The sequence below is a fragment of the Mesorhizobium sp. M0938 genome, from assembly GCF_040319125.1.
In the GTDB taxonomy this organism is placed as follows: domain Bacteria; phylum Pseudomonadota; class Alphaproteobacteria; order Rhizobiales; family Rhizobiaceae; genus Mesorhizobium; species Mesorhizobium robiniae.
The window spans coordinates 177,620-201,016 of the sequence record NZ_JAMYNS010000008.1 but is presented as its reverse complement, the minus strand read 5'-3'; the positions used below and the strand labels follow the sequence as shown (position 1 = coordinate 201,016).

The 23,397-nt window shown below is 62.5% G+C and carries 21 protein-coding genes and 2 pseudogenes; 19 read left to right on the top strand and 4 right to left on the bottom strand.

What is annotated here, in order from left to right:
• Window positions 1-87 precede the first annotated feature (87 nt).
• The 9 genes from NKH73_RS16550 (at window position 88) to NKH73_RS16510 (ending at window position 10,640) form a co-directional block, all read left to right on the top strand.
• Window positions 88-693: a thymidine kinase gene (locus NKH73_RS16550; RefSeq protein ID WP_352933389.1), complete on the top strand. Its 606-nt coding sequence runs from the start codon at window positions 88-90 to the stop codon at window positions 691-693.
• Window positions 694-941: 248 nt separating this feature from the next.
• Entirely contained in the window at window positions 942-2,030 is a 1,089-nt protein-coding gene (locus NKH73_RS16545) for a hypothetical protein (RefSeq protein ID WP_352933388.1), read from the top strand.
• Window positions 2,031-2,065: 35 nt separating this feature from the next.
• Window positions 2,066-3,211, top strand: a complete 1,146-nt coding sequence (locus tag NKH73_RS16540; RefSeq protein WP_352933384.1) for a hypothetical protein — start codon at window positions 2,066-2,068, stop codon at window positions 3,209-3,211.
• 24 nt (window positions 3,212-3,235) lie between these two features.
• A complete protein-coding gene (locus tag NKH73_RS16535) occupies window positions 3,236-5,146 on the top strand; it encodes an AAA family ATPase (RefSeq protein ID WP_352933383.1) in 1,911 nt (636 codons plus the stop codon).
• A 69-nt stretch (window positions 5,147-5,215) separates the two neighbouring features.
• Window positions 5,216-5,626: an endonuclease domain-containing protein gene (locus NKH73_RS16530; protein ID WP_352933808.1), complete on the top strand. Its 411-nt coding sequence runs from the start codon at window positions 5,216-5,218 to the stop codon at window positions 5,624-5,626.
• A gap of 67 nt (window positions 5,627-5,693) precedes the next feature.
• Window positions 5,694-6,992 carry a DUF6638 family protein gene (locus NKH73_RS16525; protein ID WP_352933380.1) on the top strand — a complete coding sequence of 433 codons (1,299 nt, stop codon included), beginning with the start codon at window positions 5,694-5,696 and terminating at the stop codon, window positions 6,990-6,992.
• Window positions 6,993-7,042: 50 nt separating this feature from the next.
• Window positions 7,043-8,167 carry a DUF2333 family protein gene (locus tag NKH73_RS16520; protein WP_352933376.1) on the top strand — a complete coding sequence of 375 codons (1,125 nt, stop codon included), beginning with the start codon at window positions 7,043-7,045 and terminating at the stop codon, window positions 8,165-8,167.
• An 81-nt stretch (window positions 8,168-8,248) separates the two neighbouring features.
• Entirely contained in the window at window positions 8,249-8,644 is a 396-nt protein-coding gene (locus NKH73_RS16515; protein WP_352933375.1) for an ester cyclase, read from the top strand.
• Between the two features lie 316 nt (window positions 8,645-8,960).
• The gene (locus NKH73_RS16510) at window positions 8,961-10,640 is read left to right on the top strand and encodes a formate--tetrahydrofolate ligase (RefSeq protein ID WP_352933373.1); all 1,680 of its coding nucleotides are present in this window, start codon (window positions 8,961-8,963) and stop codon (window positions 10,638-10,640) included.
• A 77-nt stretch (window positions 10,641-10,717) separates the two neighbouring features.
• Here NKH73_RS16510 and NKH73_RS16505 read toward each other — a convergent pair whose 3' ends face one another.
• Window positions 10,718-11,362, bottom strand: coding sequence for a cysteine hydrolase family protein (locus NKH73_RS16505; protein WP_352933371.1), 645 nt, complete (start codon window positions 11,360-11,362; stop codon window positions 10,718-10,720).
• 130 nt (window positions 11,363-11,492) lie between these two features.
• Here NKH73_RS16505 and NKH73_RS16500 point away from each other — a divergent pair, with 130 nt between their 5' ends.
• The gene (locus NKH73_RS16500; RefSeq protein ID WP_352933369.1) at window positions 11,493-12,476 is read left to right on the top strand and encodes a helix-turn-helix domain-containing protein; all 984 of its coding nucleotides are present in this window, start codon (window positions 11,493-11,495) and stop codon (window positions 12,474-12,476) included.
• 6 nt (window positions 12,477-12,482) lie between these two features.
• Here the strand turns inward: NKH73_RS16500 and NKH73_RS16495 are convergent, their stop codons facing one another.
• Window positions 12,483-13,040: a sugar O-acetyltransferase gene (locus NKH73_RS16495; RefSeq protein WP_352933366.1), complete on the bottom strand. Its 558-nt coding sequence runs from the start codon at window positions 13,038-13,040 to the stop codon at window positions 12,483-12,485.
• A gap of 149 nt (window positions 13,041-13,189) precedes the next feature.
• On the opposite strand from NKH73_RS16495, the gene NKH73_RS16490 reads away from it, so the two are divergent.
• The 5 genes and pseudogenes from NKH73_RS16490 to NKH73_RS16470 all read left to right on the top strand — a co-directional run bounded on the left by NKH73_RS16490 (window position 13,190) and on the right by NKH73_RS16470 (window position 17,639).
• Window positions 13,190-13,651 (top strand): DUF4126 domain-containing protein, encoded by a 462-nt coding sequence (locus NKH73_RS16490; protein WP_352933364.1) that lies wholly within the window; start codon window positions 13,190-13,192, stop codon window positions 13,649-13,651.
• A complete protein-coding gene (locus tag NKH73_RS16485; protein ID WP_352933361.1) occupies window positions 13,648-15,024 on the top strand; it encodes an FAD-containing oxidoreductase in 1,377 nt (458 codons plus the stop codon). Before NKH73_RS16490 ends, NKH73_RS16485 begins: the two co-directional genes overlap by 4 nt.
• Entirely contained in the window at window positions 15,021-15,167 is a 147-nt protein-coding gene (locus NKH73_RS16480) for a hypothetical protein (protein ID WP_352933360.1), read from the top strand. Before NKH73_RS16485 ends, NKH73_RS16480 begins: the two co-directional genes overlap by 4 nt.
• 148 nt (window positions 15,168-15,315) lie before the next feature.
• Window positions 15,316-16,483 (top strand): annotated as a pseudogene (locus tag NKH73_RS16475) (MFS transporter).
• An 85-nt stretch (window positions 16,484-16,568) separates the two neighbouring features.
• On the top strand, window positions 16,569-17,639 hold the full coding sequence (locus tag NKH73_RS16470; protein WP_352933358.1) for a succinylglutamate desuccinylase/aspartoacylase family protein: 1,071 nt from the start codon (window positions 16,569-16,571) through the stop codon (window positions 17,637-17,639).
• 14 nt (window positions 17,640-17,653) lie between these two features.
• On the opposite strand, the gene NKH73_RS16465 is transcribed toward NKH73_RS16470, so the two are convergent.
• The gene (locus tag NKH73_RS16465; protein ID WP_352933356.1) at window positions 17,654-18,424 is read right to left on the bottom strand and encodes an isocitrate lyase/PEP mutase family protein; all 771 of its coding nucleotides are present in this window, start codon (window positions 18,422-18,424) and stop codon (window positions 17,654-17,656) included.
• Window positions 18,425-18,755: 331 nt separating this feature from the next.
• Here NKH73_RS16465 and NKH73_RS16460 point away from each other — a divergent pair, with 331 nt between their 5' ends.
• Together NKH73_RS16460 and NKH73_RS16455 are read left to right on the top strand one after the other, a co-directional pair.
• Window positions 18,756-20,945, top strand: coding sequence for an anthranilate synthase (locus tag NKH73_RS16460; protein ID WP_352933354.1), 2,190 nt, complete (start codon window positions 18,756-18,758; stop codon window positions 20,943-20,945).
• A gap of 28 nt (window positions 20,946-20,973) precedes the next feature.
• Entirely contained in the window at window positions 20,974-21,903 is a 930-nt protein-coding gene (locus NKH73_RS16455; RefSeq protein ID WP_352933352.1) for a cation diffusion facilitator family transporter, read from the top strand.
• A 6-nt stretch (window positions 21,904-21,909) separates the two neighbouring features.
• Here NKH73_RS16455 and NKH73_RS16450 read toward each other — a convergent pair.
• A pseudogene (locus NKH73_RS16450) lies at window positions 21,910-22,092 on the bottom strand (PIN domain-containing protein); the annotation flags it as partial.
• Window positions 22,093-22,180: 88 nt separating this feature from the next.
• Here NKH73_RS16450 and NKH73_RS16445 point away from each other — a divergent pair.
• Window positions 22,181-22,981, top strand: coding sequence for an SDR family NAD(P)-dependent oxidoreductase (locus tag NKH73_RS16445; RefSeq protein WP_352933350.1), 801 nt, complete (start codon window positions 22,181-22,183; stop codon window positions 22,979-22,981).
• A 46-nt stretch (window positions 22,982-23,027) separates the two neighbouring features.
• Complete coding sequence (locus tag NKH73_RS16440; protein ID WP_352933347.1) at window positions 23,028-23,336, top strand: putative quinol monooxygenase; 309 nt, start codon at window positions 23,028-23,030, stop codon at window positions 23,334-23,336.
• The last annotated feature ends 61 nt before the right edge of the window (window positions 23,337-23,397 follow it).

Below are 23,397 nucleotides of genomic sequence, written 5' to 3'. Positions count from 1 at the left end.
AGCCGCTTTCCGATGAAATGCGCCTTTCTGGTGGAATACGAGGACGCCCCCTCCCCGCGCCGCGCGAACTCGGCTTTAAAGGGCGACATGGCCAAGCTGTACTTCCACTATGCGACGATGAATGCCGGCAAGACGACGATGTTGCTGCAGGCCTCGTACAATTACCGCGAGCGCGGCATGACGACGATGCTGTTCGTCGCCGCCCTCTACCGCAAGGGCGACACCGGGCTGATCTCGTCGCGCATCGGGCTGGAGACGGAAGCTGAGATGTTCCGCGACGGCGACGATCTGTTCGCCCGGGTCGCCGAGCATCACGACCATACGACGGTGCATTGCGTCTTCGTCGACGAGGCGCAATTCCTCGAGGAGGAGCAGGTGTGGCAGCTCGCCCGCATCGCCGACCGGCTGGACATCCCTGTCATGTGCTACGGCCTGCGCACGGATTTCCAGGGCAAGCTGTTTTCCGGCTCGCGCGCGCTTCTGGCGATATCAGACGATCTGCGCGAGGTGCGCACCATCTGCCGCTGCGGCCGCAAGGCGACGATGGTCGTGCGGCTTGGCGCGGACGGCAAGGTGGCGAGGCAGGGCGAACAGGTGGCGATCGGCAAGGATGTCTATGTCTCGCTCTGCCGCCGCCATTGGGAAGAAGAAATGGGCCGCGCCGCGCCCGACGATTTCATCGGTTTCACCTAAGAGGCTTGTGCTGGGGGAAAGAAACCCGATCGGCGAGTTGGCGATCAATTGCTTTGTGACGGCAATTATGCTACTAATTTGAGTATGGTGCTGATCTGCGCCGACGACCCCGCCGCCGAGGCGGTTTTTGTGTCGGGTTCGGCGCCATCCTTTACAAAGCCCCCAATCTTCCGCCTTCCCTTCCCCCCATGCCACACATATATTCGCGGCGGTTCGCGACACGAACAGATGCCGAGCGGGAGGCCCCTATGGCGACATTGCAGAATTTCGACGCCGAAATTGCCAAGACCAAGCAGGTCGTGCAGGACATGCGCACGAAAATCGAGCAGTCCGGCACGGTGCTCGACACGCTCGCCAAGACCGACAAGAAGATCGGCGACGCCAATTTCGACCTCGAGAACGCCCGCATCGAGGATGTGCTGAAACAGCAGAAGGTGATGGAAGGCAACATCGCCGACCTGATCATCGGGCTGGAGGACGCCACCAACGTCTTCGGCGCCGAATTCGAGAGCATGAAGAACTACACCGGCTGGGAAAGCTTCATCGGCATGTTTTCCAGCCAGCGCAAGCAGCGCATGCGCACCGATCGTGTCCGCAACATGTCGCTGGCCGGCAATCTGCAGGAGCTGCTGGCGAAGTCCGACACCATCGTCGGCATCCTCAAGGCGCAGAAGCAGGTTCTCGACCAGCGCTACAAGACCTCCGAGGCCAGCCTGTCGCAGGTGATCGAGCGCCGCAAGACGACCATGTCCAATCTCGAAACCGTGCAGAAGCGCATCGAGGAGCTCAACCCGATGCTGCTCGACATCGAGAACAAGATCGCCGCTTCGACCAGCCAGAAGGAGCGCACGCAGCTTGAAGGCGAGCGTTCGAAGCTGGCCACGGAGTATAACGAGAAGCAGGCCAAAGAGCAGGAGCTGCTGGCCGAAAGCCAGACGCTGGAGCGCTACACCTCGATGTTCCAGACCTTCGTCGATTCGCTCAACAACCAGATCGCGGCGCAGTCGACGCTGATCAACAAGCTGACCATCGATACCGAGCAGCGCATCGTGCTCTACAAGGCGCTGGAAGACTCGCTGAAGACCGCCGCCCAGCAGGACGTCGCCCACAAGATCAACACGCTGGGCAGCCAGGTCGACAATACCGCTGAGGAGACCATGGCCGGCATCGGCGCCGCCTCGCAGAAGCACATTGGCGATCTCCTCGAAATGCACGAGAAGAACATGGTGGCAACCGCCGACATCCAGCGCCGCAAGAAGCTGGCCGACGATGCCTTTGCCCGCCGCTTCGACGACGTGCTGAAGAAGCACAATGCGGCAAACTACGTGCAGTCGTAATTGCTGCACGCGCATCGCTCTCAAGGGCTGGCTGCATGACACCCGAAAACGAAGCGGCAACGCGTTATTTCTCGGCAATCAGGGCGGCACTCAGCGGCCTCGAAGTGTTCATGCGCGACGATCGCTCGCCGCTCTACCGGCACGGCATCGTCGCCAAGATCGTCGCCGAATACATTGCGCGGCTCGACAACTCCTTTTCCTGTTGGCGTAACCGGCTGGGTTTCACGGAGACGTTTCGCATTTCGCGCGCCGAAAGCGGCTTTCCCGTCTTCCAGAATGTACTCGAGCTGGAAAACGACCGCCGTCAGGCCGATACGCGGCTTGCCAACATACCGCTGGCCGACGAGTTGCGCGAGGAAATGGCCGACTTCATCCTGCGCCACAAGGAGTTCCCCGAGGCGCTGCAGAAATCGATGGCAGAGCGGCTCTATCTGGAGGGCGTCAGGAGCGAGACGACCTTCGCGCCGTTCACATTGGCGCAGACGGCAAAAGTCTCGGTCAATCCGAAGACCGGGCGGCCTTATTACCTCGTCCATTGGGCCACCTTCGACGGCAGCGCCAACCTGCCGCTGGTCTACATGGTGACGGTCGAGGATTCCTCAGAAGCGATGATCGACCAGCTTGTCGACCGCGACGGCAAGCTCAACGACAAGGTCGACATTCCGCTTCCCGTTGAAGGGCTGCTCAATCCCGAGCTTGCCCACCGCTTCGACGACTTCACCGAGAAGAATTCCGCCTACACGCTGTCGCCGGCGACGATCGCTGTCAATCTCGACAAGGATTTCGAGCCGCTCCACCCCAAGCAGTTGCGCCGCGTCGTGCTCGGCCCCTTCTATTCGGCAGGGATTACCGAGAACAATTCGACGGTAACCGACGTTTTGGGCAAGGTGCGCAAGCCGGAAAACGCCTGGCTGCTGACCTGGACCATCCAGGAGGTCTATTCCAAGGCCGAAAAACCCGGCCGCAAAGGTCTGTTTTCGAGCGAGAAGACGACGCAGGAATTCTTCATCGACACCGATGACCTGGAGGCGGCACGCCAAGGCGTGTCGAGCTACGAGAACCACGCGCTGATCCCGCATGAGGCCTATCAGGCGCTCTATGCCGCCGGCGAGGCGCAAAAGATCTTTTCGGGCTACAAGGTCCACATCCTGTCCAAAGGACAGGTGATCTCGGACGTCTGACCGTCAAACCGCGGAGCATCCTGCATGGACACCGGCCTGACCACGATTTCGGAAGCGGCGATCGAAAAGCATCGCGGCACGGCGCAGAGCTTCATCACCCGCATCGTCGTGCTGGAAGACCCGTCGCGTGAATCCGGCACCCCACTTGCCGGCACCAACCGCCGCTTCGTCTCGACCGTATCGGTCGGCTCGGTCAGGCGCACACGCGAGGTCGAGCTTTCAAAGACCGTCGCTGCCGTCCATCCCGACGACCAGCTGCTCAGCATTGCACAGCACATGCTTTTGTTTCGCACCCGGCGCGGCCTGGCGATCGCCCTGGCCATATCGGACGTCTTCGCCGAAGGTTCAGACCTCGAAAGCCTGCAGGCGAAAAACGCCCGCGCCCCGCTGGAAGGCGACGAGGCGGCCACCTTCAAGAAGCTGCTGTCGGCCTCGGCCTATATCTCAGCCTTCAGCCTCACTTCCTACCTGTTCCAGCTGATCGACAGCGATGGCGAGGCGCCGAACGACACGCCAGAGCCGGACTTTCTGTTCGACACGCCGCAGGACGCGGTGAAGTCGATCGTATCAGGGCTCGACAGGGCGATATCAGGCGCGAAGGACGACGCCGACCTGATGACCAAGGCGCGCGCCTTCGCCCGTGTCGCCATCGATGGGCTGCTGGCACGAAAAGGCCGCTTCGACGGCATCGGTCCGTTCGAGAACGCGCATATCCGCATCGACGTCGATGACTTCACCCTTGACGGCTTCGACGTCGCGCCGGGCAAGCGCTCGAAGCCGCTGGTGATGACCTTCAAGAAGCCGGAAGAGGTCGTCGGCAATCACATCGCCAAATACCAGTCGGTCAAGCTGGCCAAGATGCTGATGGCTTACGATTTCGAACGTGAGCTGAACCCGTTCGTCGAGCTCGGCGGCTTCCTGTTCACCTTCATCGGCGACGGCGCGCCCGGCACCGGCAAGACGACGCTGATCCAGATGATCGCTGGCCTCGTCAACGGTTATTGCCAGGTCGCCGGCTATCCCTTCGCTTACGAGAATTTCGGCGTCGACCAGATCTCCTCCTACCAGGGCAAGTCGGGCCAGAACTGCCGCCAGTTCATCAACAATGTGCTGAACCCGCGCGTCATCGGCTTCGGCACCATCGACGATATCGACCAGGTGGCAGCACGCCGCTCCGACGACCGCGCCTCGGCCGGCCAGCAGGAAATCACCGGCGTCTTGATGGACGCATTTGCCGGTGCCGGCACAGTGGTGCGCGGCAACTGCTCCTTCGGCATGTTCTCAAACTATCCCGAAAACGTCGACGACGCGCTGCGCCAGCGCGCCGGCGCGCGCTGGATGGTCGACGGTCCGCAGAGCCGCGACGACTACATCGACATTTTCGTGCTGCTCGCCGGCAAGAACCACAAGATCCCGCTCGGCGACCACAAGCTCTACGCCGCCCAGGAAATCCAGCGCGCGGTAATGGAAGCCTATGAAGAGCATGAAAAGCCCAGGGAAGATGGGCTGATGAAGGTCTATGAACGCTACATGAAGGAGAATGGGGCGCCGAAGTCGATGGCCGACATCGGCACCTATCTGCACATGATCAAGGAGGCCGAGCCGCGCTTCACCGGCCGCGCCATCAAGAACGTCACCGACGCGATCAAGATGCGCGCCATGGACATCGAGTTGCCGGACGAGTGGTTCGAGAAGCCGGACGTCTTCATGCACAAGGGCTACGACGACAAGAAGGCGATGATCGAGGAATTGCGCGGGCCGTTCTCGATGGACATGGTCATGCAGGAGGTCAACCGCTACGCCGACTCGGAGTTCCGTTATTCCGACAAGTCCGACGACGCGGCGGTGACCAAGATGATCCGCGACACCCGCCTGCGCGACCGCGCGGTGCGCGAAATCGAGGAGCTGAAGAAGAAGGGCCTGTGGAATGCTTGAGCCTGGCGCTTCTCCCTTCTCCCCGTTTACGGGGAGAAGGTGCCCGAAAGGCGGATGAGGGGCAGCGCTGTGCGAGGTGGAAACGAGCCGAAGGTGGCGAAGGCCAGGCAGCTTCGAAAAGTCGAGAACGATGCCGAGGAATGGCTATGGCACGAATTGCGCGGGCGACGATTGAACGGCCACAAATTTGTTCGCCAACTACCGATTGGCCCCTATTTCGCCGACTTCGCCTGCCGTGAAGCCAATCTGGTTGTGGAAGTTGATGGAAGCCAGCACGCAAATCGATCTCAGGATCGATACAGGGATGAGACCATGAACAGGAACGGTTGGTCGGTGTTGAGGGTTTGGCACGCTGATGTCCTCACTGGCCGTAAGAGCGTACTGGATACGATCGTTGCGGCCTTGGATGGTCGGCTCAATCGGAAGATGATTGCTGTCGACGCGAAGTTTTTGCCCGCTTCAACGTCAGAGGGAAGATGATGAGCGCTTGCGCCGCCCCTCATCCGCCCTTCGGGCACCTTCTCCCCGTGAACGGGGAGAAGGAATAATGGCCAAGTCATCCGACCTTTTGCGCGACAATGAGCTGATCTACGGCCGGCTGTTGACGATCGACGAGCCGCATCTCATCCAGCGTTACAACAAGGCTTTGGTCGCCTTCGGCCTGAAGCCGACGAAGCTGAAGAGCTTCGACATCGACCGCACCGGCTTCTCGCCGCAGGTTGCCGAGGAATGCGACGACTACAATTACCTCGATCCCAATGAGATCAACCGCCGCTTCATCATCCTGACGCCGTCGCAGATCGACCTGCCGGTGGTCCACACCGCCTTTTCCAACACCTCGCAACTGATGTTCGAGTTCATGTCGAAGAATCAGCGCGCCATCGACGCGCTGACCATAAAGGACGTCATCTACGGCGAGATCGAGGATTCGGTCCCGGAGGTCAGCGACATCGAGGATCTGCTGTCGATCAATCAGGTCGAGTTCAAGGTGCTGTCGGCGGAGGACGTGCTTGGCAAAGCCGCCGAGCTCGGCAAGCTCGTCGACCGGCTGAAGCAGGAGCCGGACGCCTGGCGCGACAACGCCATGCTCACCCGCATGGTGGAGCTGGCCAAGATCTGCGGCGACATCCGCGAGAATGCGCTGGTGCCGGATCAGGTGATCTTTCGCCACAGCGCCTATTGGACCAGCCATTTCGGCGGGCTCTATGTGTTCATCGACCCTGACATGACGACGGTGATCAGCGACCCGGCAGCACCCGGCTTCCGCCGCTCCCGACCGTGGCAAGTAAGCTACCTCTCGATCAATGACGCCGACAAGGTGTTCAAGTTCCTCGCCGCCACCGGCCGCATCGAACTGCCGCGCGCCTCGTGGATCGAAACATCAGGCTATCTCGAACATCGCGCCGAGATGGTGGTGCGCGCACTGATCCGCGACGCCGAGCCCGATCGCAATCTGACCGACGTCGACAAGGTCTGGCTGCAGACCTGGATCCACGGCCATACAGACCTGATCACCAGAGACGGCAATTTTCCCTTTCTCAACGCCGCCAAGCGCGAGATCGCCCACCTCGGTCGTCTCGAGATCGAAGACGTGTTCCCGCAGCAGCGCTTCCTGGTAATTCGAGCCAGGCCCGACCATCCCGACGCCTGGCTGACCAACCAGCTGATCTCGGATTTCGTGCCGCAGGACTTCGTCTCGCGCTACGTCTTCAACAAACCGGGCTTCTACAGCGACTATGGCGGCTTCAGCGACGCCTGGCGATCACATGTTGTGGACGTTCTGAAAACCACATATCTGAAAGACAAGGTGGCGTTTCGCGCACGCCTCTACGGTTTGACTGATTGAGCGCCTGACTTTTCGAATTCTTGGCTGATTGACGAGGGGGTGACATTGCCATGCTTGATCCGATCGTGAATTTCTTCACCTGGGTTTTCCAGTGGATCGGCCGCGGCATCGGTGTCGTCATCGGCGTGATCTTGTGGCCGTTCATGTGGGCCGGGCGCTGGTACGCGCAGCGCGGCTGGATCCTGAAGGCGGTGCTCGGGCTGGCACTGCTCGTTCTGATCGGCCTCTACGCCAACTTCTTTTACGCCACCCAATGGTGGAACAATTTCAACCCGAACTACGTCGACAATTACACCTTCGAGAAACGCAATATTTCCGCCGGCGAGCAGACCGCAGCGGGCGCCGGCACCGACACCGCCAGGACCTGTGGAAACTCGGGGATAGCCCAGGTGGCGGCCGACCTGACCGACTTCAACGTCAACCAGAATGCCTGGGTCTCGTCGATGATCCTCTATAAGCTTGGCCTGTTCGGCATCAACTGGGACCATACGCCGTTCATGGACAACAAGGCCTCGTTCCAGCGCGGCATCAACCAGGCGGTGCGGCGCACGGCGACCGAGCTTGCCGACAATCTCGGCCGCGTCCGCACTACCTCGCAGATCGATGCCGATCTGCAGGATGCGCGCGGCAATCTGCAGTTCGACGAATACACATGGTACTTCGGCATCAGCCCGTTCGGTCCGAAGACGCCGACGCCGAGCTATTATCGCGACGCGGTGCGCAAGCTGCGTTCGTTCAATGCCCGGCTGGCCCTTTGCCAAACGACGTTCGACGCCCGCGCCGACAATCTGAAGCAATATATCGACCGTATCGCCAGCGACATTGGCTCGACTTCGGCGATCCTCAAGGAGCGCGCTGAAAACCACAACAATGGCTGGTTCGACACGCGCGCCGACGACCGCTTCTGGTTCGCCTATGGCCAGCTCTATGCCTATTACGGGCTGATGAAGGGCGCCGAGGCCGATTTCGAGGACGTGATCAAGGAAAAGCACCTGCAGAACCTGTGGGACACGATGGACTCGCAGTTCGTCTCGGCGCTGCGCATCCAGCCCTTTATCATCGCCAATGGCCGTGAGGATGGCTGGCTGTTGCCGACGCATCTGACGACGATGGGTTTTTACATCCTGCGGGTGCGCTCGAACATGGTGGAGATCAGCAACGTGCTGTCGCAGTAGTCCGGCTGCGCATCGCGGAGAGCGGAACCTGATCGTCTCGTCGTCGTTCAACCGCTGGGCGGCAGCCGGCGAGGACACGACATGGATATCCGGGAAGTTGCTCGAAATTTCTACGCCACAATCGACGCGCAGGACTGGGATAGGCTGGCTGGGCTGGCCTCTCCAGATCTCGCCGTTCATCTCGGCAGCGCCAGCCCGATCCGCTTCGACGACTGGCGAAAATCCCTGGGCGAGTTCTTTGTTGGATTCCCGGACGGACGTCACATCATAGACGATTATGTCAGCGATGCCGACAAGGTGGTTACGCGCTGCCGCTTTCAGGGTACGCACACCGGCATCTTCCATGGCGTCGAGGCGAGCGGAAACCGAGTCTCGGTTGGCGTGATCCATATCGATCGTCTTGAGAACGGCATCGTGGTCGAACATTTCGGCCAGCTTGACGGCTTGGGGCTGATGCACCAGATCGGCGCATTCTAGCGCGACTGCTCGAAGCGCCGAGCAGCGCTCGAACCCTGTCGCATTCCGTGCATTCCGCGGCTGTTTTGAGACGGCAAAACGGCGCGTGCTCTGGCTTCTATACCGCGCGACAACCGGGCACCAAGATCCGGGACAGGTCGTCCGGGAAACACAGCCGTCTTTCTCTAGAGGAAACATAGTTGCATGCAAGTTGACGCCACGGCAGCGACAGGGTTAGAACGTACCCTCGCCTGCAGTGCCGGGCTGTTTCGAACAGGCTTGCGACCACACTGATCAAACCCGTCCCCTCCACCGTCCAATCCAGAGGAAAGCCGCCATGGCCGAAGTGAAGTCCGACATCGAGATTGCGCGCGCCGCCGACAAGAAGCAGATCCAGGCGATCGGCCAGAAGATTGGCATCCCGAGCGAGCACCTTTTGCCTTACGGCCACGACAAGGCGAAGATATCGGCCGAATTCATCAAGTCGGTGAAGGCAAACAAGGACGGCAAGCTGATCCTCGTCACCGCCATCAACCCGACGCCGGCCGGCGAAGGCAAGACGACGACGACGGTGGGCCTCGGCGACGGTCTCAACCGCATCGGCAAGAAGGCCATCGTCTGCATCCGCGAGGCCTCGCTCGGGCCGAATTTCGGCGTCAAGGGCGGTGCTGCCGGCGGCGGCTATGCGCAGGTCGTGCCGATGGAGGACATGAACCTCCACTTCACCGGCGATTTCCATGCCATCACCACGGCGCACAATCTGCTTTCGGCGCTGATCGACAACCACATTTACTGGGGCAACGAGCTCGGCATCGACATCCGCCGCGTCGTCTGGCGGCGCGTCATGGACATGAACGACCGGGCACTGCGCGAGATCATCTGTTCGCTTGGCGGCGTCCCCAACGGCTTTCCGCGCGAAGCAGGCTTCGACATCACCGTCGCCTCGGAAGTCATGGCGATCCTCTGCCTCGCCACCGACCTCAAGGACCTCGAAAAGCGCCTCGGCGACATCATCGTCGCCTATCGCCGCGACAAGTCGGCCGTCTATGCCCGCGATCTCAAGGCCGACGGCGCCATGGCCGTGCTGTTGAAGGACGCCATGCAGCCCAACCTGGTGCAGACGCTGGAAAACAACCCGGCCTTCGTCCATGGTGGCCCCTTCGCCAACATCGCGCATGGCTGCAACTCGGTCGTCGCCACCACGACGGCGCTGAAGCTTGCCGACTACGTCGTTACCGAAGCCGGTTTCGGCGCCGATCTCGGCGCCGAAAAATTCTTCGACATCAAGTGCCGCAAGGCCGGCCTGAAGCCGGCGGCAGCCGTCATCGTCGCTACCGTGCGCGCCATGAAGATGAACGGCGGCGTCAAGAAGGAAGATCTCGGCAAGGAGAATGTCGAGGCGGTCAAGAAGGGCTGCGCCAATCTCGGCCGTCACGTCGAGAATATCAGGCAGTTCGGCGTGCCGGCGGTGGTCGCCATCAACCATTTCTATTCCGACACCGACGCTGAAATCCAGGCGATGAAGGACTACGTAGCCTCGATGGGCGAAGAGGCGATCCTGTGCAAGCACTGGGCCCACGGCTCGGCCGGCATCGAGGAGCTCGCCGGCAGGGTGGTGGCGCTTGCCGAATCCGGCGCGTCGCAGTTTGCGCCGCTCTATCCCGACGCCATGCCGCTGTTCGAGAAGATCAACACCATCGTCCAGCGCATCTATCGCGGCTCCGAAGCGATCGCCGACAAGTCGGTGCGCGACCAGCTCCACGCCTGGGAGAAGGCCGGTTACGGCGATCTGCCGGTCTGTATGGCCAAGACCCAATACTCCTTCTCGACCGACCCGAACCTGCGCGGCGCGCCGACCGGCCACACCGTGCCGGTGCGCGAGGTCAGGCTGTCTGCCGGCGCCGGCTTCATCGTCGTCATCTGCGGCGAGGTCATGACCATGCCCGGCCTGCCAAAGGCGCCGTCCTCGGAAAAGATCTTCCTGAACGAAATGGGCCAGATCGAAGGTCTGTTCTGAGAGTTTTGAACGTCGGAGGATAAGAGGGGCGCCGCATCGCTGCGGCGCCCGTCTTTTTGCTTCTTCGCGACAAATTTCTAAGCGGCGCTCCGTGCCAGCGCGCGCTGGTTGGAAGCGTAGATCGTGTCGCGCTCGGGCAGCGTGCCGGTCTTCAGGCAGTCGATCCATTCGGCAGTCTTGAGAACGGCGGCGAAGCGCGACTGCAGGATAACAGTCACCACCCGATGGATGTCCTCGGCCGAGGCGTAGCCGGCGCTGTTGGCATAGGGCACCGACCCGGTGGCGTCGGACAGGAACTCCACCGCAAAGCCCATGTGGACGGCGTGGATGATGGTCGAGAGATCGCAATTATGCGTCATGTAACCGACGACGGTGATCGTATCGATGGTGTTGGCGCGCAACCAGTGCTCGAGGTCCGTACCGGTGAAGGCGCTCGGCAAGGTCTTTTCGACGTAATGATCACGGCTTCGCCTTGATATCTCAGGATGCAATTCGGCGCCGTGGCTGCCTTTGGCGAAAACCGGTGACGTTTCGGGCGCCAGCTGCTTGATGACCACCACCTTGACGGCTGCCTCGGCGGCCGCGTCCATTGCTCGTGCTGCGTTGACGACGCTGTCGCGAAACGGCGGGTGCTGGATGGCGAGGTTGCCACCGTCATAGTCGTTCTGGATGTCGACGACGATGAGGGCACGGCGCGGCGCTGGGGTGGCTGCTTCAGACATGGAGTTTTCCTTTCCCGTTCGGCTTTGATTGGTTGAGGATAAGCCTGCCGTCGGATTGCAAAAAGTGTCCCTATTTACATTATTCGAAAGAATTGGGACAATCCAGCCCTAACCCTCATTGGTGCTCCTCATGGCCGATCCGATCGTTGCTGCTATCGCCTTCGATGGCATCAGTCCGTTCCACCTTTCCGTGCCGTGCCTTGTATTCGCAGAGGATCGCGCCGCGCTCGGCTTGCCGCGCTTCGACTTCCGCATCTGTGCAATCGAAAGCGGGCCTATCCATACCGAAGCAGGGTTGACCGTAACTGCGCCGCATGGGCTGGACGGCCTCGACGGCGCGGACATTGTGATCGTCCCAAGCTGGCGAGATCTCGAAGACCCGCCACCGGCGTTTCTGGTAGAGGCGCTGCGGCGAGCGCACCGGAACGGCGCATTGATTGTCGGACTGTGTCTTGGCACCTTCGCTGTAGCGGCGACCGGACTGCTTTCGGGACGGCGCGCCGCGACGCACTGGGCCTATACAGAGCAGCTGCAGGCGCTTTATCCCGACATGCTCGTCGACCCGGACGTGCTCTACATCGACAATGGCGATGTCATGACATCTGCCGGCGTCGCCGCCGGGCTTGACTGCTGTCTCCACATCATACGGGCCCGCTATGGCGCGGAGGCTGCACTGCGGCTCGCCCGGCAAATCGTGCTTTCCCCTCATCGGCAAGGTGGGCAGGCGCAGTTCATAGAACGTCCGATTGCCAAGACCGGCAATGCGGACCGCTTCACACAGGCCCTCGACGCGGTGCGCAGAACGCTGGGCGAGACGCACAGCCTGGACAGCATCGCCGGGCTCGCCGGCCTCACCCGCCGGACATTCACGCGCCGCTTTCAAAAATCGATCGGCACCAGCTTCGGCGACTGGCTGGTCGATCAGCGCGTCGCGCTGGCACAGCGGCTGCTGGAAGCAACGGAAAAATCGATGGACGCCGTGGCCTTCGAGGCCGGCTTCGGCAGCGCCACCTCGCTGCGCCAGCATTTCGCGGCGCGGCTCAGGACCACGCCCGCGCAGTACCGGCGCGAATTCTCGAAGAACGTTCAGGAGGAGCACGCTGCCTTGCGTTGACTCGGATCAGCCGCGTGTCACCAGCCGCGCCGGGTTGCCGACCACCGTCGTGTTTGCCGCCACGTCGCGCGTCACCACAGCACCCGCGCCGACAATGGCTCCCTCGCCAATGCTGACGCCGCCGAGGATGATGGCGCTGCCGCCGATCCAGGCATTGTCGCCGATCTCGACCGGCTTGGCGATCTCCAGACCAGCTCGTCGGCCCGCCGCCTCCTGGTGATGCTCGGCGCAATAGATCTGCACATTGGGACCGAGCAGCGTCCGCTTGCCGATGCGGACTCGCGCCGTATCGAGGATGGTGCAGCCGGCATTGAGGAAGACACCCTCGCCGAGGACGATGTTGAAGCCACAAGCGCAGTGGAACGGCGCCTCGATCCTGACACCCTCGCCCACTGCGCCGAGCAGCGACTTCAGGGCCGGTCCGATGTCGCCGCGTTGCGTGGGCGGCAGCGAATTATGCTCGAACACCGCGTCGCGCGCCATGACCCGCAGTGCATCCAGCTCCGGGTCGAGGCAAGTATACCACCCGCCCGCCGCCATTTTTGAGCGCTCACTTGCGGCCATGCCGATGCCTCCTGTTTGAAATTGCTGCCAACGCACAGAAATCAGCTGGGAAAAAACGCTAGCGTTGCGCCCCTCTGGTCAAATGCTCGACCTATGGTAGCCTGCCTCCACAGGGCTGTCCCAGGCCCGGTCATCGAGGGGGATCAATCATGCTATATATTCTGGCACTTCTGATTGGCGTCGTTGCCGGGCTTCGTACCATGACAGCGCCCGCTGCCGTCGCCTGGGGCGCCTGGCTCGGCTGGCTGCCGGTCGCCGGCACCTGGGCTGGTTTCATGGGTCACTGGATCGCCGTCGGCATATTCACCATCCTGGCCATCGCCGAGTTGGTCGCCGATCAGTTGCCGTCGACGCCGAGCCGTAAGGTGCCGCAGCAGTTCGGCGCGCGCATCGTCTCGGGCGCCTTCACCGGTGCGGTGATCGGCGCGACCGGCGGCGCCACCATCGGCGGCCTGATCGCCGGCGCCATTGGCGCGGTGATCGGCACGCTGGGCGGCGCCGAGGCCCGCAAACGCCTGGCCATCGCTTTCGGCAAAGACCAGCCCGCTGCCTTCATCGAGGACGCGGTGGCGATCGTCGGTGGCCTGCTGATCGTGGCGGCGGTGGCATGACGGCAAAGGCATTCGACGCCATCATCATCGGCGCCGGACAGGCCGGCCCGTCGCTCGCCGGCCGGCTGACGGCGGCCGGTATGAGCGTGGCGCTGATCGAGCGAAAGCTGGTTGGCGGCACCTGCGTCAACACCGGCTGCATGCCGACCAAGGCCATGGTGGCCAGCGCCTATGCAGCACACCTTGCCCGCCGCGCCGCCGACTATGGCGTGACGCTCTCCGGTCCGGTCGGCGTCGACTACAAGGCGATCAAGGCGCGCAAGGACAAGGTGTCGAACGACGCTCGCGGCAACCTCGAAAGCTGGATCGCCGGGATGGACAAATGCACGCTCTATCGCGGCCATGCGCGTTTCGTTACCGCCAATACCGTGCGCGTCGGCGATGATCTTCTGACCGCCGAAAAAATATTCCTCAACACCGGCGGCCGCGCCTCGGTGCCCGACCTGCCAGGCGTCAACGACATTTCATACCTGACCAACTCATCGATGATGGATCTCGACGAGCTGCCGCGCCATCTCGTCGTCGTCGGCGGCAGCTACATCTCGCTCGAGTTCGCGCAGATGTTCCGCCGTTTCGGTTCAGAGGTCACGGTGATCGAAAAGAGCCCGCGGCTGATCGGCCGCGAGGACGAGGACGTCTCGGACGCTATCCTGTCCATCCTCGAAAACGAAGACATTACCGTGCATCTCGGCGCCGACGACATCAGCTTCGCCAGACAGGGCAACGAAATTGCTGTGACGTTCACGACCGGCAAGGCACCGGCGGTCGGCTCGCATGTGCTGCTGGCAGTGGGCCGGACGCCCAACACCGACGATCTCGCTCTCGACAAGGCTGGCGTCCAAGTCGACAAACGCGGCTTCATTGTCGTCGACGACCAGTTGCGCACCAGCGTGCCCGGCATCTGGGCGATGGGCGACTGCAACGGCAAGGGCGCCTTCACCCACACCTCCTACAACGACTACGAGATCGTCGCCGCCAATCTGCTCGACAACGATCCCCGCAAGGTGAGCGACCGCATCGAGGCCTACGCGCTCTATATCGATCCGCCACTCGGCCGCTGCGGCATGACCGAGACGGCGGTGAGGAAGTCCGGCCGGCGCGCGCTGGTCGGCCAGCGGCCGATGACCCGGGTTGGCCGCGCCATCGAGAAAGGCGAGACGCAAGGTTTCATGAAAATCCTGGTCGACGCCGACACCAAGGAAATCCTTGGCTGTTCGGTGCTCGGCCCCGGTGGCGACGAGGCGATACACTGCGTGCTCGACCTGATGTACGCCAAGGCGCCGGCCAGCACGCTCGCGCGGGCAATGCACATCCATCCGAATGTCTCGGAACTTCTGCCCACCATCGCCCAGGAGTTGAAGCCGCTGGCGTGAAATCTATTCCCCGGCTTCCGCCGGTGACCTACGTCTCTCCCGAAAGCGGCCGCCAGTTCGTCGTCGTCTCGGCAGGTGGGGCACGCCAGTCACCGGATCGCGGCGACTACATCATTGCTTACGCCTTGCCGAAACAAGACTGAGAACGCAGCACAAAACTGGGGCGCTTCGGCGTGCCCTGGTTTTTTCTGCTCCCCGCTTTCTGCAATGCTGCAATGCAGCAATCGCGCTTGTGCGACCGCCTCATCTCCGGACAGTCTAACTTTTGAACCGATTCATTCTGGACGCCCCATGCCTTTGCCAATCCTAGCGCTTGCCATCGCGTCCTTCTGCATCGGCACCACCGAATTCGTCATCATGGGCCTGCTGCCCGAGGTCGCCGCCGATCTCGGTGTTTCCATTCCCTCGGCTGGCCTTCTGGTCACCGGCTATGCGCTCGGCGTCGTCTTCGGCGCGCCGGTGATCGCGGTGGCCACCGCGCATCTGCCGCGCAAGCCGGTGCTGGTCGGGCTGGCAATGCTGTTCGTCGTCGGCAACCTCTTCTGCGCCATCGCGCCCAACTATTGGACGCTGATGGCCGCCCGCGTCTTCACCGCCTTCGGCCACGGCGCTTTCTTCGGCATCGGCTCGGTCGTTGCCGCCAGCCTGGTGCCGCGCAACAAGCGAGCCAGCCATCGCGCTGATGTTTGCCGGGCTGACGCTCTCCAACATCCTCGGCGTTCCCGGCGGCACCGCGCTCGGCGAGGCCTATGGCTGGCGCGCCACTTTCGTGGCCGTGGTCGGGATCGGCCTCATCTCGGTCGCGGCCATCGCCTGGCTGGTGCCATCAAATATTGCCGAATCGAGCGGCGGCGGCCTGCTCGGCGAAGTACGCGTGCTCGGCAAGCTGCAGGTGTGGCTCTCCATGCTGATCTCGGCGCTGGCTTCCGCCAGCCTGTTTGCCGTCTTCACCTACATTAAGCCCTATCTCACCGACGTATCCGGCCTGTCGACCGCCACCGTCACCTGGGTGCTGCTGCTGTTCGGCGGCGGCATGACGATCGGCAACATCATCGGCGGCAGGCTGGCCGACTGGAAATTGATGCCGACGGTGATCGGCACGCTCTTGATGCTGGCGCTGCTGCTTGTCGGCTTTGCCGAATTCGGCGCCATCGCAGCCGTGGCCATCTTCATCGTTTTCCTATGGGGCCTGCTCGTCTTCGTCATCGTGCCGCCATTGCAGATCCGTGTCGTCGAAGCGGCCTCCGAAGCGCCGAACCTCGCCGCCACTCTGAACCAGGGCGCGTTCAACATCGGCAATGCCGCCGGCGCCTGGGTGGGCGGCGTGGCGCTTTCGCTGGGCGTGTCCTATGCCAATCTGCCGCTGGTTGGCGCAGCGCTCGCCCTGATGGCGGTCGCCGTCGCGGTGATGTCGCAGACGCTTGACCGCCAGCTGTTGGTGACGCACCCCGCGCAATAGTTGCGCCCATAGCGCAGCAGACTGGACCAATCGACAGCGTACCGGCGAAGGGGCATGTGTTCGGCCTCTTTCCTGGAGGAGTATCATGCAGAAATCGATCGAGCGCATCGCCGGCGACAGCGAGGGCGCTTTCTACGAATTCCCAGTGTTTCGCTTCGAAGCGTTCCGCCTTGAGGGCAGCGATAAGTCGGCATCTTCGGCCTATCTGCAGGCAGCGCTTCATGCCGGCGAATTGCCGGGCGTGGTCGCCATCGATGCACTGATGCCGCTACTTGAAGAGGCCGAAGCGGAAGGCCGCATCAAGGGCAATATCACCGTGGTGCCCCAAGCCAATCCGATCGGCCGCGCCCAGTACCATTTCGGCGAGCATCAAGGCCGTTTTCACCTGGGCACCCGCACCAACTTCAACCGCGGCTTTCCGCTGCTGGCCGCGCCGGATACGACGCTGTTGCCGGACACCACCCTCGCTACGGCCGATCAGCGGCTGAAGACGCGGCTGCTGCAGCTGTCGATCGGCCACGACATCGTTCTCGACCTGCACTGCGACGACGAGGGCCTCGCCTATCTCTACGTCCACGCCAGCCTGTGGCCTGACATGGCCGACTGTGCGGCGGCCATGGGCGTCGATGCGGTGATCCTGTGGGATGAGGACACCGACGGCACCTTCGAGGGCGCCTCGATCATGCCGTATCTGAACGTTCCCGCCGATGTGGCGCGCTTTGACCGGCGCGTCGCCACCACGGTCGAGTATCGCGGCATACTCGACGTCGACGGCGCTCTGGCCGGCGCCGATGCCGAAGGGCTCTATCGGCTGCTGGTGGCGCGCGGCGTGATTCTGGATCAGGCCCTGCCCGCGCCCGGTGACTTCACCGGGATCGTTGCACCGCTCGAAAACATCGACATGATGCCGGCACCCCGCGCGGGCGCGGTTCTCTATGACGTGAAGCCAGGCGACCGTGTGGCGAAAGGCGCACGGCTTGCCACAATCGTCCATGCACCGGGCGAAGCCAGTGGCCGCACGGAGGTGTTCGCACCGCAAGCGGGGGTCATCCTGACACGGCGTTCCCGGCGCATCATCCGTGCCGGCGAAGATCTGCTGAAGCTGGTCGGCGACAGGAAAAGCGCCGATGCAAGATCGGGAACGCTAGAGGATTGAGGAGGCCTGCCGGGCTAACCGGAGATAGCCTGGCGCGCCTTGGCCTCGAGCCATTCGGTCATCTGCCGGTAGGGGACGGGGCCGTGGCTGATGCGAGCAACGCCGAGCTCCGCAAGCCGCTGACGCGGCGGCACATGCGCCAGCGCGATGATATTGACCGGCAACGCAATTGCCTTGCAGAGCGCCTCGATAAGGCCCTCATCGCCAAGACCCGGTGCAAAAAAGCCGTGCGCTCCGGCCCTTTCATAGGCATGCGCCCGCTCGATCGCCTGGTCGAGCAGCGCCTTGTCATGCGTTTCGGGCTTGGCCTTGAGGAAGATGTCGGTTCGAGCATTGAGGAATGCCGGAATGCCCGAGGCTTTCACGGCTGCGGCAGCGGCTTCGATCCTTGTCACCTGGGCGGCGATGTCGTGCAGGCCGCTGCCGCCGACAATCTGATCTTCGAAATTGAAGCCGATGGCGCCGGCCTGCAAGGCAAGCGTCGCCGTACGGGCGACGATTTCCGGAGCGATGCCATAGCCGCCCTCGATATCCGTGGTCACCGGCAGGTCAACGGCCGCGACGATGCGTTTGATATTTTCGAGCGCAAGATCCAGCGGTATTTTTTCGCCATCAGCGAATCCGAACGCCGCCGCGACCGGCCAGCTTCCTGTCGCAATGGCCTTGGCCCCTGCTTTCTCGATGGTCTTGGCCGAGCCAGGATCCCAGACATTGTAGAGAACGATCGGGTTTCCCTTGACGTGGAGGGAGTGGAACGCCCGCGCGCGGTTGATCTGCTCGGTCATTTTTCGCGCCTTCCTGCTGTTGGGGGGCCAAGATAGACGCGGCTGGCAGCTTTGGCGATGTGCCATGAACCGTACAAGCGGCAGCCACCGAACAGACTTTTCAAACCCTGTTGCGCATCCTGTCTTTCGCGGCTATGGATTTCGCCATGAACATGCGCTCGATCAAGACCGTTTGGTGGTGGGCTCGCTGACAGCGGCCTGTTCGAACGCGTGCGCGTGACAATAGAAGGTGGCCGCAACGGAATGTCCGGGCGGCCATTTGTTTTTTCAAGCCATATCCGGGTCCGTTGCCCCAAGACGCTCAACACCCAAGACGCTGATGGAGACGGCAATGACGACGAAAATTCTGGAGAACGGGGCGGAGCGCTTCGTCACGGCGGGTGGCGTGACAATTACCCGCGAGCGCCATGACCGGCCTTACGAAGGCGCGATCGACGCCTATATCGACGGGCTGAATGCGCGCCGCGGCGCTGTGTTTTCTTCGAATTACGAATATCCCGGCCGCTACACGCGCTGGGACACCGCCATCATCGACCCGCCGCTGGTGATCTCGGCGCGCGGTCGCGCCATGCGCATCGAGGCGCTGAACGGCCGTGGCGAGGTGCTTCTGCCGGTGATCGGCAAGGCGCTCGGCGGCCTTGACGACGTGACGATCGCCGAGACGTCGAAAAGACTGATCCGCCTCGACGTGGCCAAGCCCGGCCGAGTCTTCACCGAAGAAGAACGCAGCCGCGTTCCATCCGTCTTCACCGTACTGCGCGCCATCACCGCCTTGTTCAAGACGGAGGAAGACGCCAATCTCGGCCTCTACGGCGCCTTCGGCTACGATCTCGCCTTCCAGTTCGATCCGGTCGACTACAAGCTCGAGCGCCAGCAGAGCCAGCGCGACCTCGTGCTGTTCCTGCCCGACGAGATCCTGGTCGTTGATCACTATTCGACCAAGGCCTGGACCGACCGCTACGACTATTCGGGCCACGGGTTTTCGACCGAGGGATTGCCCCGCGACGAAATCGTCGAGCCGTTCAAGACCGCCGACCGCATCCCGCCGCGCGGCGACCATGAGCCCGGCGAATATGCCAATCTGGTGCGCAAGGCGATGGAGAGTTTCAAGCGCGGCGACCTGTTCGAGGTCGTGCCCGGCCAGATGTTCTACGAGCGCTGCGAGACGCCGCCCTCCGACATTTCCCGCAAGCTGAAGACCATCAACCCATCGCCCTATTCCTTCTTCATCAATCTCGGCGAGGGCGAATATTTGATCGGCGCCTCGCCCGAAATGTTCGTGCGGGTCAACGGCCGCCGTGTCGAGACCTGCCCGATCTCCGGCACGATCAAGCGCGGCGACGACGCCATTTCCGATAGCGAGCAGATTCTGAAACTGCTCAATTCGAAGAAGGACGAATCCGAGCTGACCATGTGCTCGGACGTCGACCGCAACGACAAGTCGAGGGTTTGCGACCCGGGCTCGGTGCGCGTCATCGGCCGGCGCCAAATCGAGATGTATTCGCGCCTGATCCACACCGTCGACCACATCGAAGGGCGGCTGCGCGAAGGCATGGACGCCTTCGACGCGTTTTTGTCGCATGCCTGGGCGGTCACCGTCACCGGCGCGCCGAAATTATGGGCTATGCGCTTCATCGAGCAGAACGAGAAGAGCCCGCGCGCCTGGTATGGCGGGGCGATCGGCATGGTCAATTTCAACGGTGACATGAACACCGGCCTGACGCTTCGCACCATTCGTATCAAGGATGGCATCGCCGAGGTGCGCGCCGGCGCCACGCTGCTCTTCGACAGCATTCCCGAGGAAGAAGAAGCCGAAACCGAACTGAAGGCATCCGCCATGATCTCCGCCATCCGCGACGCCAAAACAGGCAATGCCGCCGATACCGAACGCGCCACTGCGCGCGTCGGCGACGGCGTCAACATCCTGCTGGTCGACCACGAGGACTCCTTTGTCCACACGCTGGCCAATTATTTCCGCCAGACCGGCGCCAATGTCTCGACCGTGCGCACGCCTGTGCCGGACGAGGTCTTCGACCGGCTGAAACCCAATCTCGTCGTGCTGTCACCCGGCCCTGGCACGCCGAAGGACTTCGACTGCGCCGCCACTATCAAACGGGCCCGCGCGCGCGACCTGCCGATCTTCGGCGTCTGCCTCGGCCTGCAGGCGCTGGCCGAGGCCTATGGCGGAGAATTGCGGCAGTTGCACGTGCCAATGCATGGCAAGCCGTCGCGCATTCGCGTGTCGAAGCCGGGTATCATCTTCTCCGGCCTGCCCAAGGACGTGACCGTCGGCCGCTATCATTCGATCTTCGCCGATCCGGTCCGCCTGCCCGACGGCTTCGTCGTCACGGCGGAGACCGAGGACGGCATCATCATGGCCTTCGAGCACACCAAGGAGCCGATCGCCGCGGTGCAATTCCATCCGGAATCGATCATGACGCTCGGCCACAATGCCGGCATGCGCATCATCGAGAACATCGTTGCGCATCTGCCGCGCAAGGCCAGGGAGAAGGCGGCTTAGCTCCGGCTTCCGCGGCTGGAAGCAATCAATGATCCCAATTGATCCGAAAAACGCCGCCAAGCGCAAGGTCGCCGCCCTCGCCTTCTGGTCGATCATCGTCGCGCTCGTCGTGCTCGGCCTGAAGCTGGCGGCCTGGTATGTCACCGGTTCCGTGGCGCTGTATTCGGACGCTCTGGAATCGATCGTCAACGTCATTGCCTCGGCCGCCGCTTATTGGGCGATCCAGGTCAGCTACAAGCCGGCTGACCAGGACCATCCGTTCGGCCATCACAAGGCCGAATATTTCTCGGCTGTTCTGGAAGGCGTGCTGATCGTGCTGGCAGCCCTTCTGATCCTCAACGAAGTGTGGTGGTCCTGGCGCCATCCCGCCCCGCTCGAACAGCCCTGGACCGGCCTTGCCATCAACGGCGTCGCGACGGTGATCAACGCCTTCTGGGCCTGGACGCTGATCCGTGCCGGACGCGCCGAGAAATCGCCGGCTCTGGTCGCCGACGGCAGGCACATCATGACCGACGTGGCGACCTCGGTCGGCGTGTTCATTGGCCTGGTCGGTGCCGTGCTCACCGGCTGGCAAGTCCTCGATCCCGCGCTTGCCGTCATCGTCGCGCTGAACATCCTGTGGCAGGGCTGGCACGTCATTGGCTCGTCGATGAACGGGCTGATGGACCGCGCGGTCGACACGCAGGAACACATGCACATCCGCGACATCATTTCGGCCAATTGCAAAGGGGCGCTCGAGGTCCATGATCTCAAGACGCGCATTGCCGGCCGCGCCACATTTATCGAGTTCCACCTGGTCGTCAACGCCGACATGTCGGTGGGCGCCAGCCACGTCATTTGCGACCGCATCGAGGATGCGCTGAAAGCAGAAATCCCTTCGGTGCGCGTCACCATCCATGTCGAGCCCGACGACGAGGCAAAATTGCCCAAGGGCACGACGGCCGTGCCGTTCGCGTGAGGCTGTTCACCAAGTCTCGATTGTGAGGTTTTTGATCCGCTCGAATTCCCGTACATTGCGGGTTATCAGTGTGAGGTTCCAGGCACGTGCCTGCCAGCCAATCAGCGCATCATAGGGAGCAATCGCCGCAAGCGTAGCCCGAATCTCGCCGGCATGCCTTGCATCTTCCCGATCGAATTCGCCAAGGCTACGCCTTTTGCGATCCTGAGCCCTTGCGGACTTGAACGAGGGCTGCGAGGCCCTACGAAGAAGTAGTCAGAGCCCGGGAGGAATAGACATGCCAGCCACCACAACCAGCCTTGTCACCCCCACCCTGGTCATCCCCGACCTTGCCGGCAAGGCGGTGCTGATCACCGGCGCTTCGACCGGCATCGGGGCCGCACTTGCACTGGCCTACGCCGCGCAGAAATGCCGCGTCGCGTTGCATTACAATTCAAGTCGGACGGCTGCCGAAAACCTGGCCGGGACCATCCGCAACGGCGGCGGCGAGGTTTTCCTGATCCAGGGCGATTTCTCGATCCCTGCCGATGTCGAACGCGTCGTCGAGCACAGCGCGCAACACTTCGGCCGGCTCGATGGCCTCGTCAACAATGCCGGCGGCATGCTTGGGCGCGTGCCCTATGCCGAACTGACCGAGGCGCATTACGACGCAGTGATGGACCTCAACGCCCGCTCCGTGCTGACCGCATCGCGCAAGGCGATGCCATGGCTGAAGCGTCAGGGCGGCTTCATCCTCAACACCTCGTCGATCGCCGCGCGCAATGGCGCCGGCGGCGGCGCCGGCCTTTATGGCTCGGCCAAGGCCTTCGTCTCCAATGTGACCCGCGGCATGGCCAAGGAACTGATCGGCTTCAACATCCGCGTCAACGCGGTGGCGCCGGGCACCATCGCGACACCTTTCCATGAGCGCTATTCCACCGACGAGCAGATGAAGGGCATGGTGGCCACCATTCCGCAGGGCCGCGCCGGCACGCCCGAGGACTGCGTTGGCGCCTACCTGTTCCTCTCATCCGCTCTGTTGAGCGGATACATCACCGGCCAGGTGATCGAGGTGAATGGTGGCCAGTTGATGCCGTGAGCGGCGACCTGCATACTTGTCACGCGAGCCAACGGAGAAAACGGCAATGTACGGTCTGATCGGCAAGATGCGGGCGACGCGCGGCCAGCGCGACGCAATGATGGACCTCCTGCTTGCCAGTACCGGCGCAATGCCGGGCTGCCTGAGCTACATTATCGCCACCGATCCGGCCGATGCTGACGCGATCTGGGTGACCGAGGTGTGGACCGACCAGGCAAGTCACAAGGCGTCGCTGCAGCTGCCGGAAGTCCAGGCGGCGATCGCCAAGGCGCGGCCGATCATCGCCGGCTTCGAATTTCAAGTCGAGACGCGGCCCGTAGGCGGCTTCGGGCTGCCCGCCGTCAAAACCGGTTGACACCTGGGATCGTACAAGAATTCAGCATTTTTGCGAGAAGTGCCTCACCTGCCGGCAGCCC

Excerpts from the sequence above, each read along its gene's own strand:
- NKH73_RS16495 (WP_352933366.1), bottom strand. The coding sequence starts at position 13,040 with ATGGCCGCAAGTGAGCGCTCAAAAATGGCGGCGGGCGGGTGGTATACT.
- NKH73_RS16520 (WP_352933376.1), top strand. The coding sequence starts at position 7,043 with ATGCTTGATCCGATCGTGAATTTCTTCACCTGGGTTTTCCAGTGGATC.
- NKH73_RS16540 (WP_352933384.1), top strand. The coding sequence starts at position 2,066 with ATGACACCCGAAAACGAAGCGGCAACGCGTTATTTCTCGGCAATCAGG.
- NKH73_RS16460 (WP_352933354.1), top strand. The coding sequence starts at position 18,756 with ATGACGACGAAAATTCTGGAGAACGGGGCGGAGCGCTTCGTCACGGCG.
- NKH73_RS16515 (WP_352933375.1), top strand. The coding sequence starts at position 8,249 with ATGGATATCCGGGAAGTTGCTCGAAATTTCTACGCCACAATCGACGCG.
- NKH73_RS16500 (WP_352933369.1), top strand. The coding sequence starts at position 11,493 with ATGGCCGATCCGATCGTTGCTGCTATCGCCTTCGATGGCATCAGTCCG.
- NKH73_RS16545 (WP_352933388.1), top strand. The coding sequence starts at position 942 with ATGGCGACATTGCAGAATTTCGACGCCGAAATTGCCAAGACCAAGCAG.
- NKH73_RS16465 (WP_352933356.1), bottom strand. The coding sequence starts at position 18,424 with ATGACCGAGCAGATCAACCGCGCGCGGGCGTTCCACTCCCTCCACGTC.
- NKH73_RS16505 (WP_352933371.1), bottom strand. The coding sequence starts at position 11,362 with ATGTCTGAAGCAGCCACCCCAGCGCCGCGCCGTGCCCTCATCGTCGTC.
- NKH73_RS16550 (WP_352933389.1), top strand. The coding sequence starts at position 88 with ATGGCCAAGCTGTACTTCCACTATGCGACGATGAATGCCGGCAAGACG.
- NKH73_RS16440 (WP_352933347.1), top strand. The coding sequence starts at position 23,028 with ATGTACGGTCTGATCGGCAAGATGCGGGCGACGCGCGGCCAGCGCGAC.
- NKH73_RS16470 (WP_352933358.1), top strand. The coding sequence starts at position 16,569 with ATGCAGAAATCGATCGAGCGCATCGCCGGCGACAGCGAGGGCGCTTTC.
- NKH73_RS16445 (WP_352933350.1), top strand. The coding sequence starts at position 22,181 with ATGCCAGCCACCACAACCAGCCTTGTCACCCCCACCCTGGTCATCCCC.
- NKH73_RS16510 (WP_352933373.1), top strand. The coding sequence starts at position 8,961 with ATGGCCGAAGTGAAGTCCGACATCGAGATTGCGCGCGCCGCCGACAAG.
- NKH73_RS16485 (WP_352933361.1), top strand. The coding sequence starts at position 13,648 with ATGACGGCAAAGGCATTCGACGCCATCATCATCGGCGCCGGACAGGCC.
- NKH73_RS16455 (WP_352933352.1), top strand. The coding sequence starts at position 20,974 with ATGATCCCAATTGATCCGAAAAACGCCGCCAAGCGCAAGGTCGCCGCC.
- NKH73_RS16535 (WP_352933383.1), top strand. The coding sequence starts at position 3,236 with ATGGACACCGGCCTGACCACGATTTCGGAAGCGGCGATCGAAAAGCAT.
- NKH73_RS16490 (WP_352933364.1), top strand. The coding sequence starts at position 13,190 with ATGCTATATATTCTGGCACTTCTGATTGGCGTCGTTGCCGGGCTTCGT.
- NKH73_RS16525 (WP_352933380.1), top strand. The coding sequence starts at position 5,694 with ATGGCCAAGTCATCCGACCTTTTGCGCGACAATGAGCTGATCTACGGC.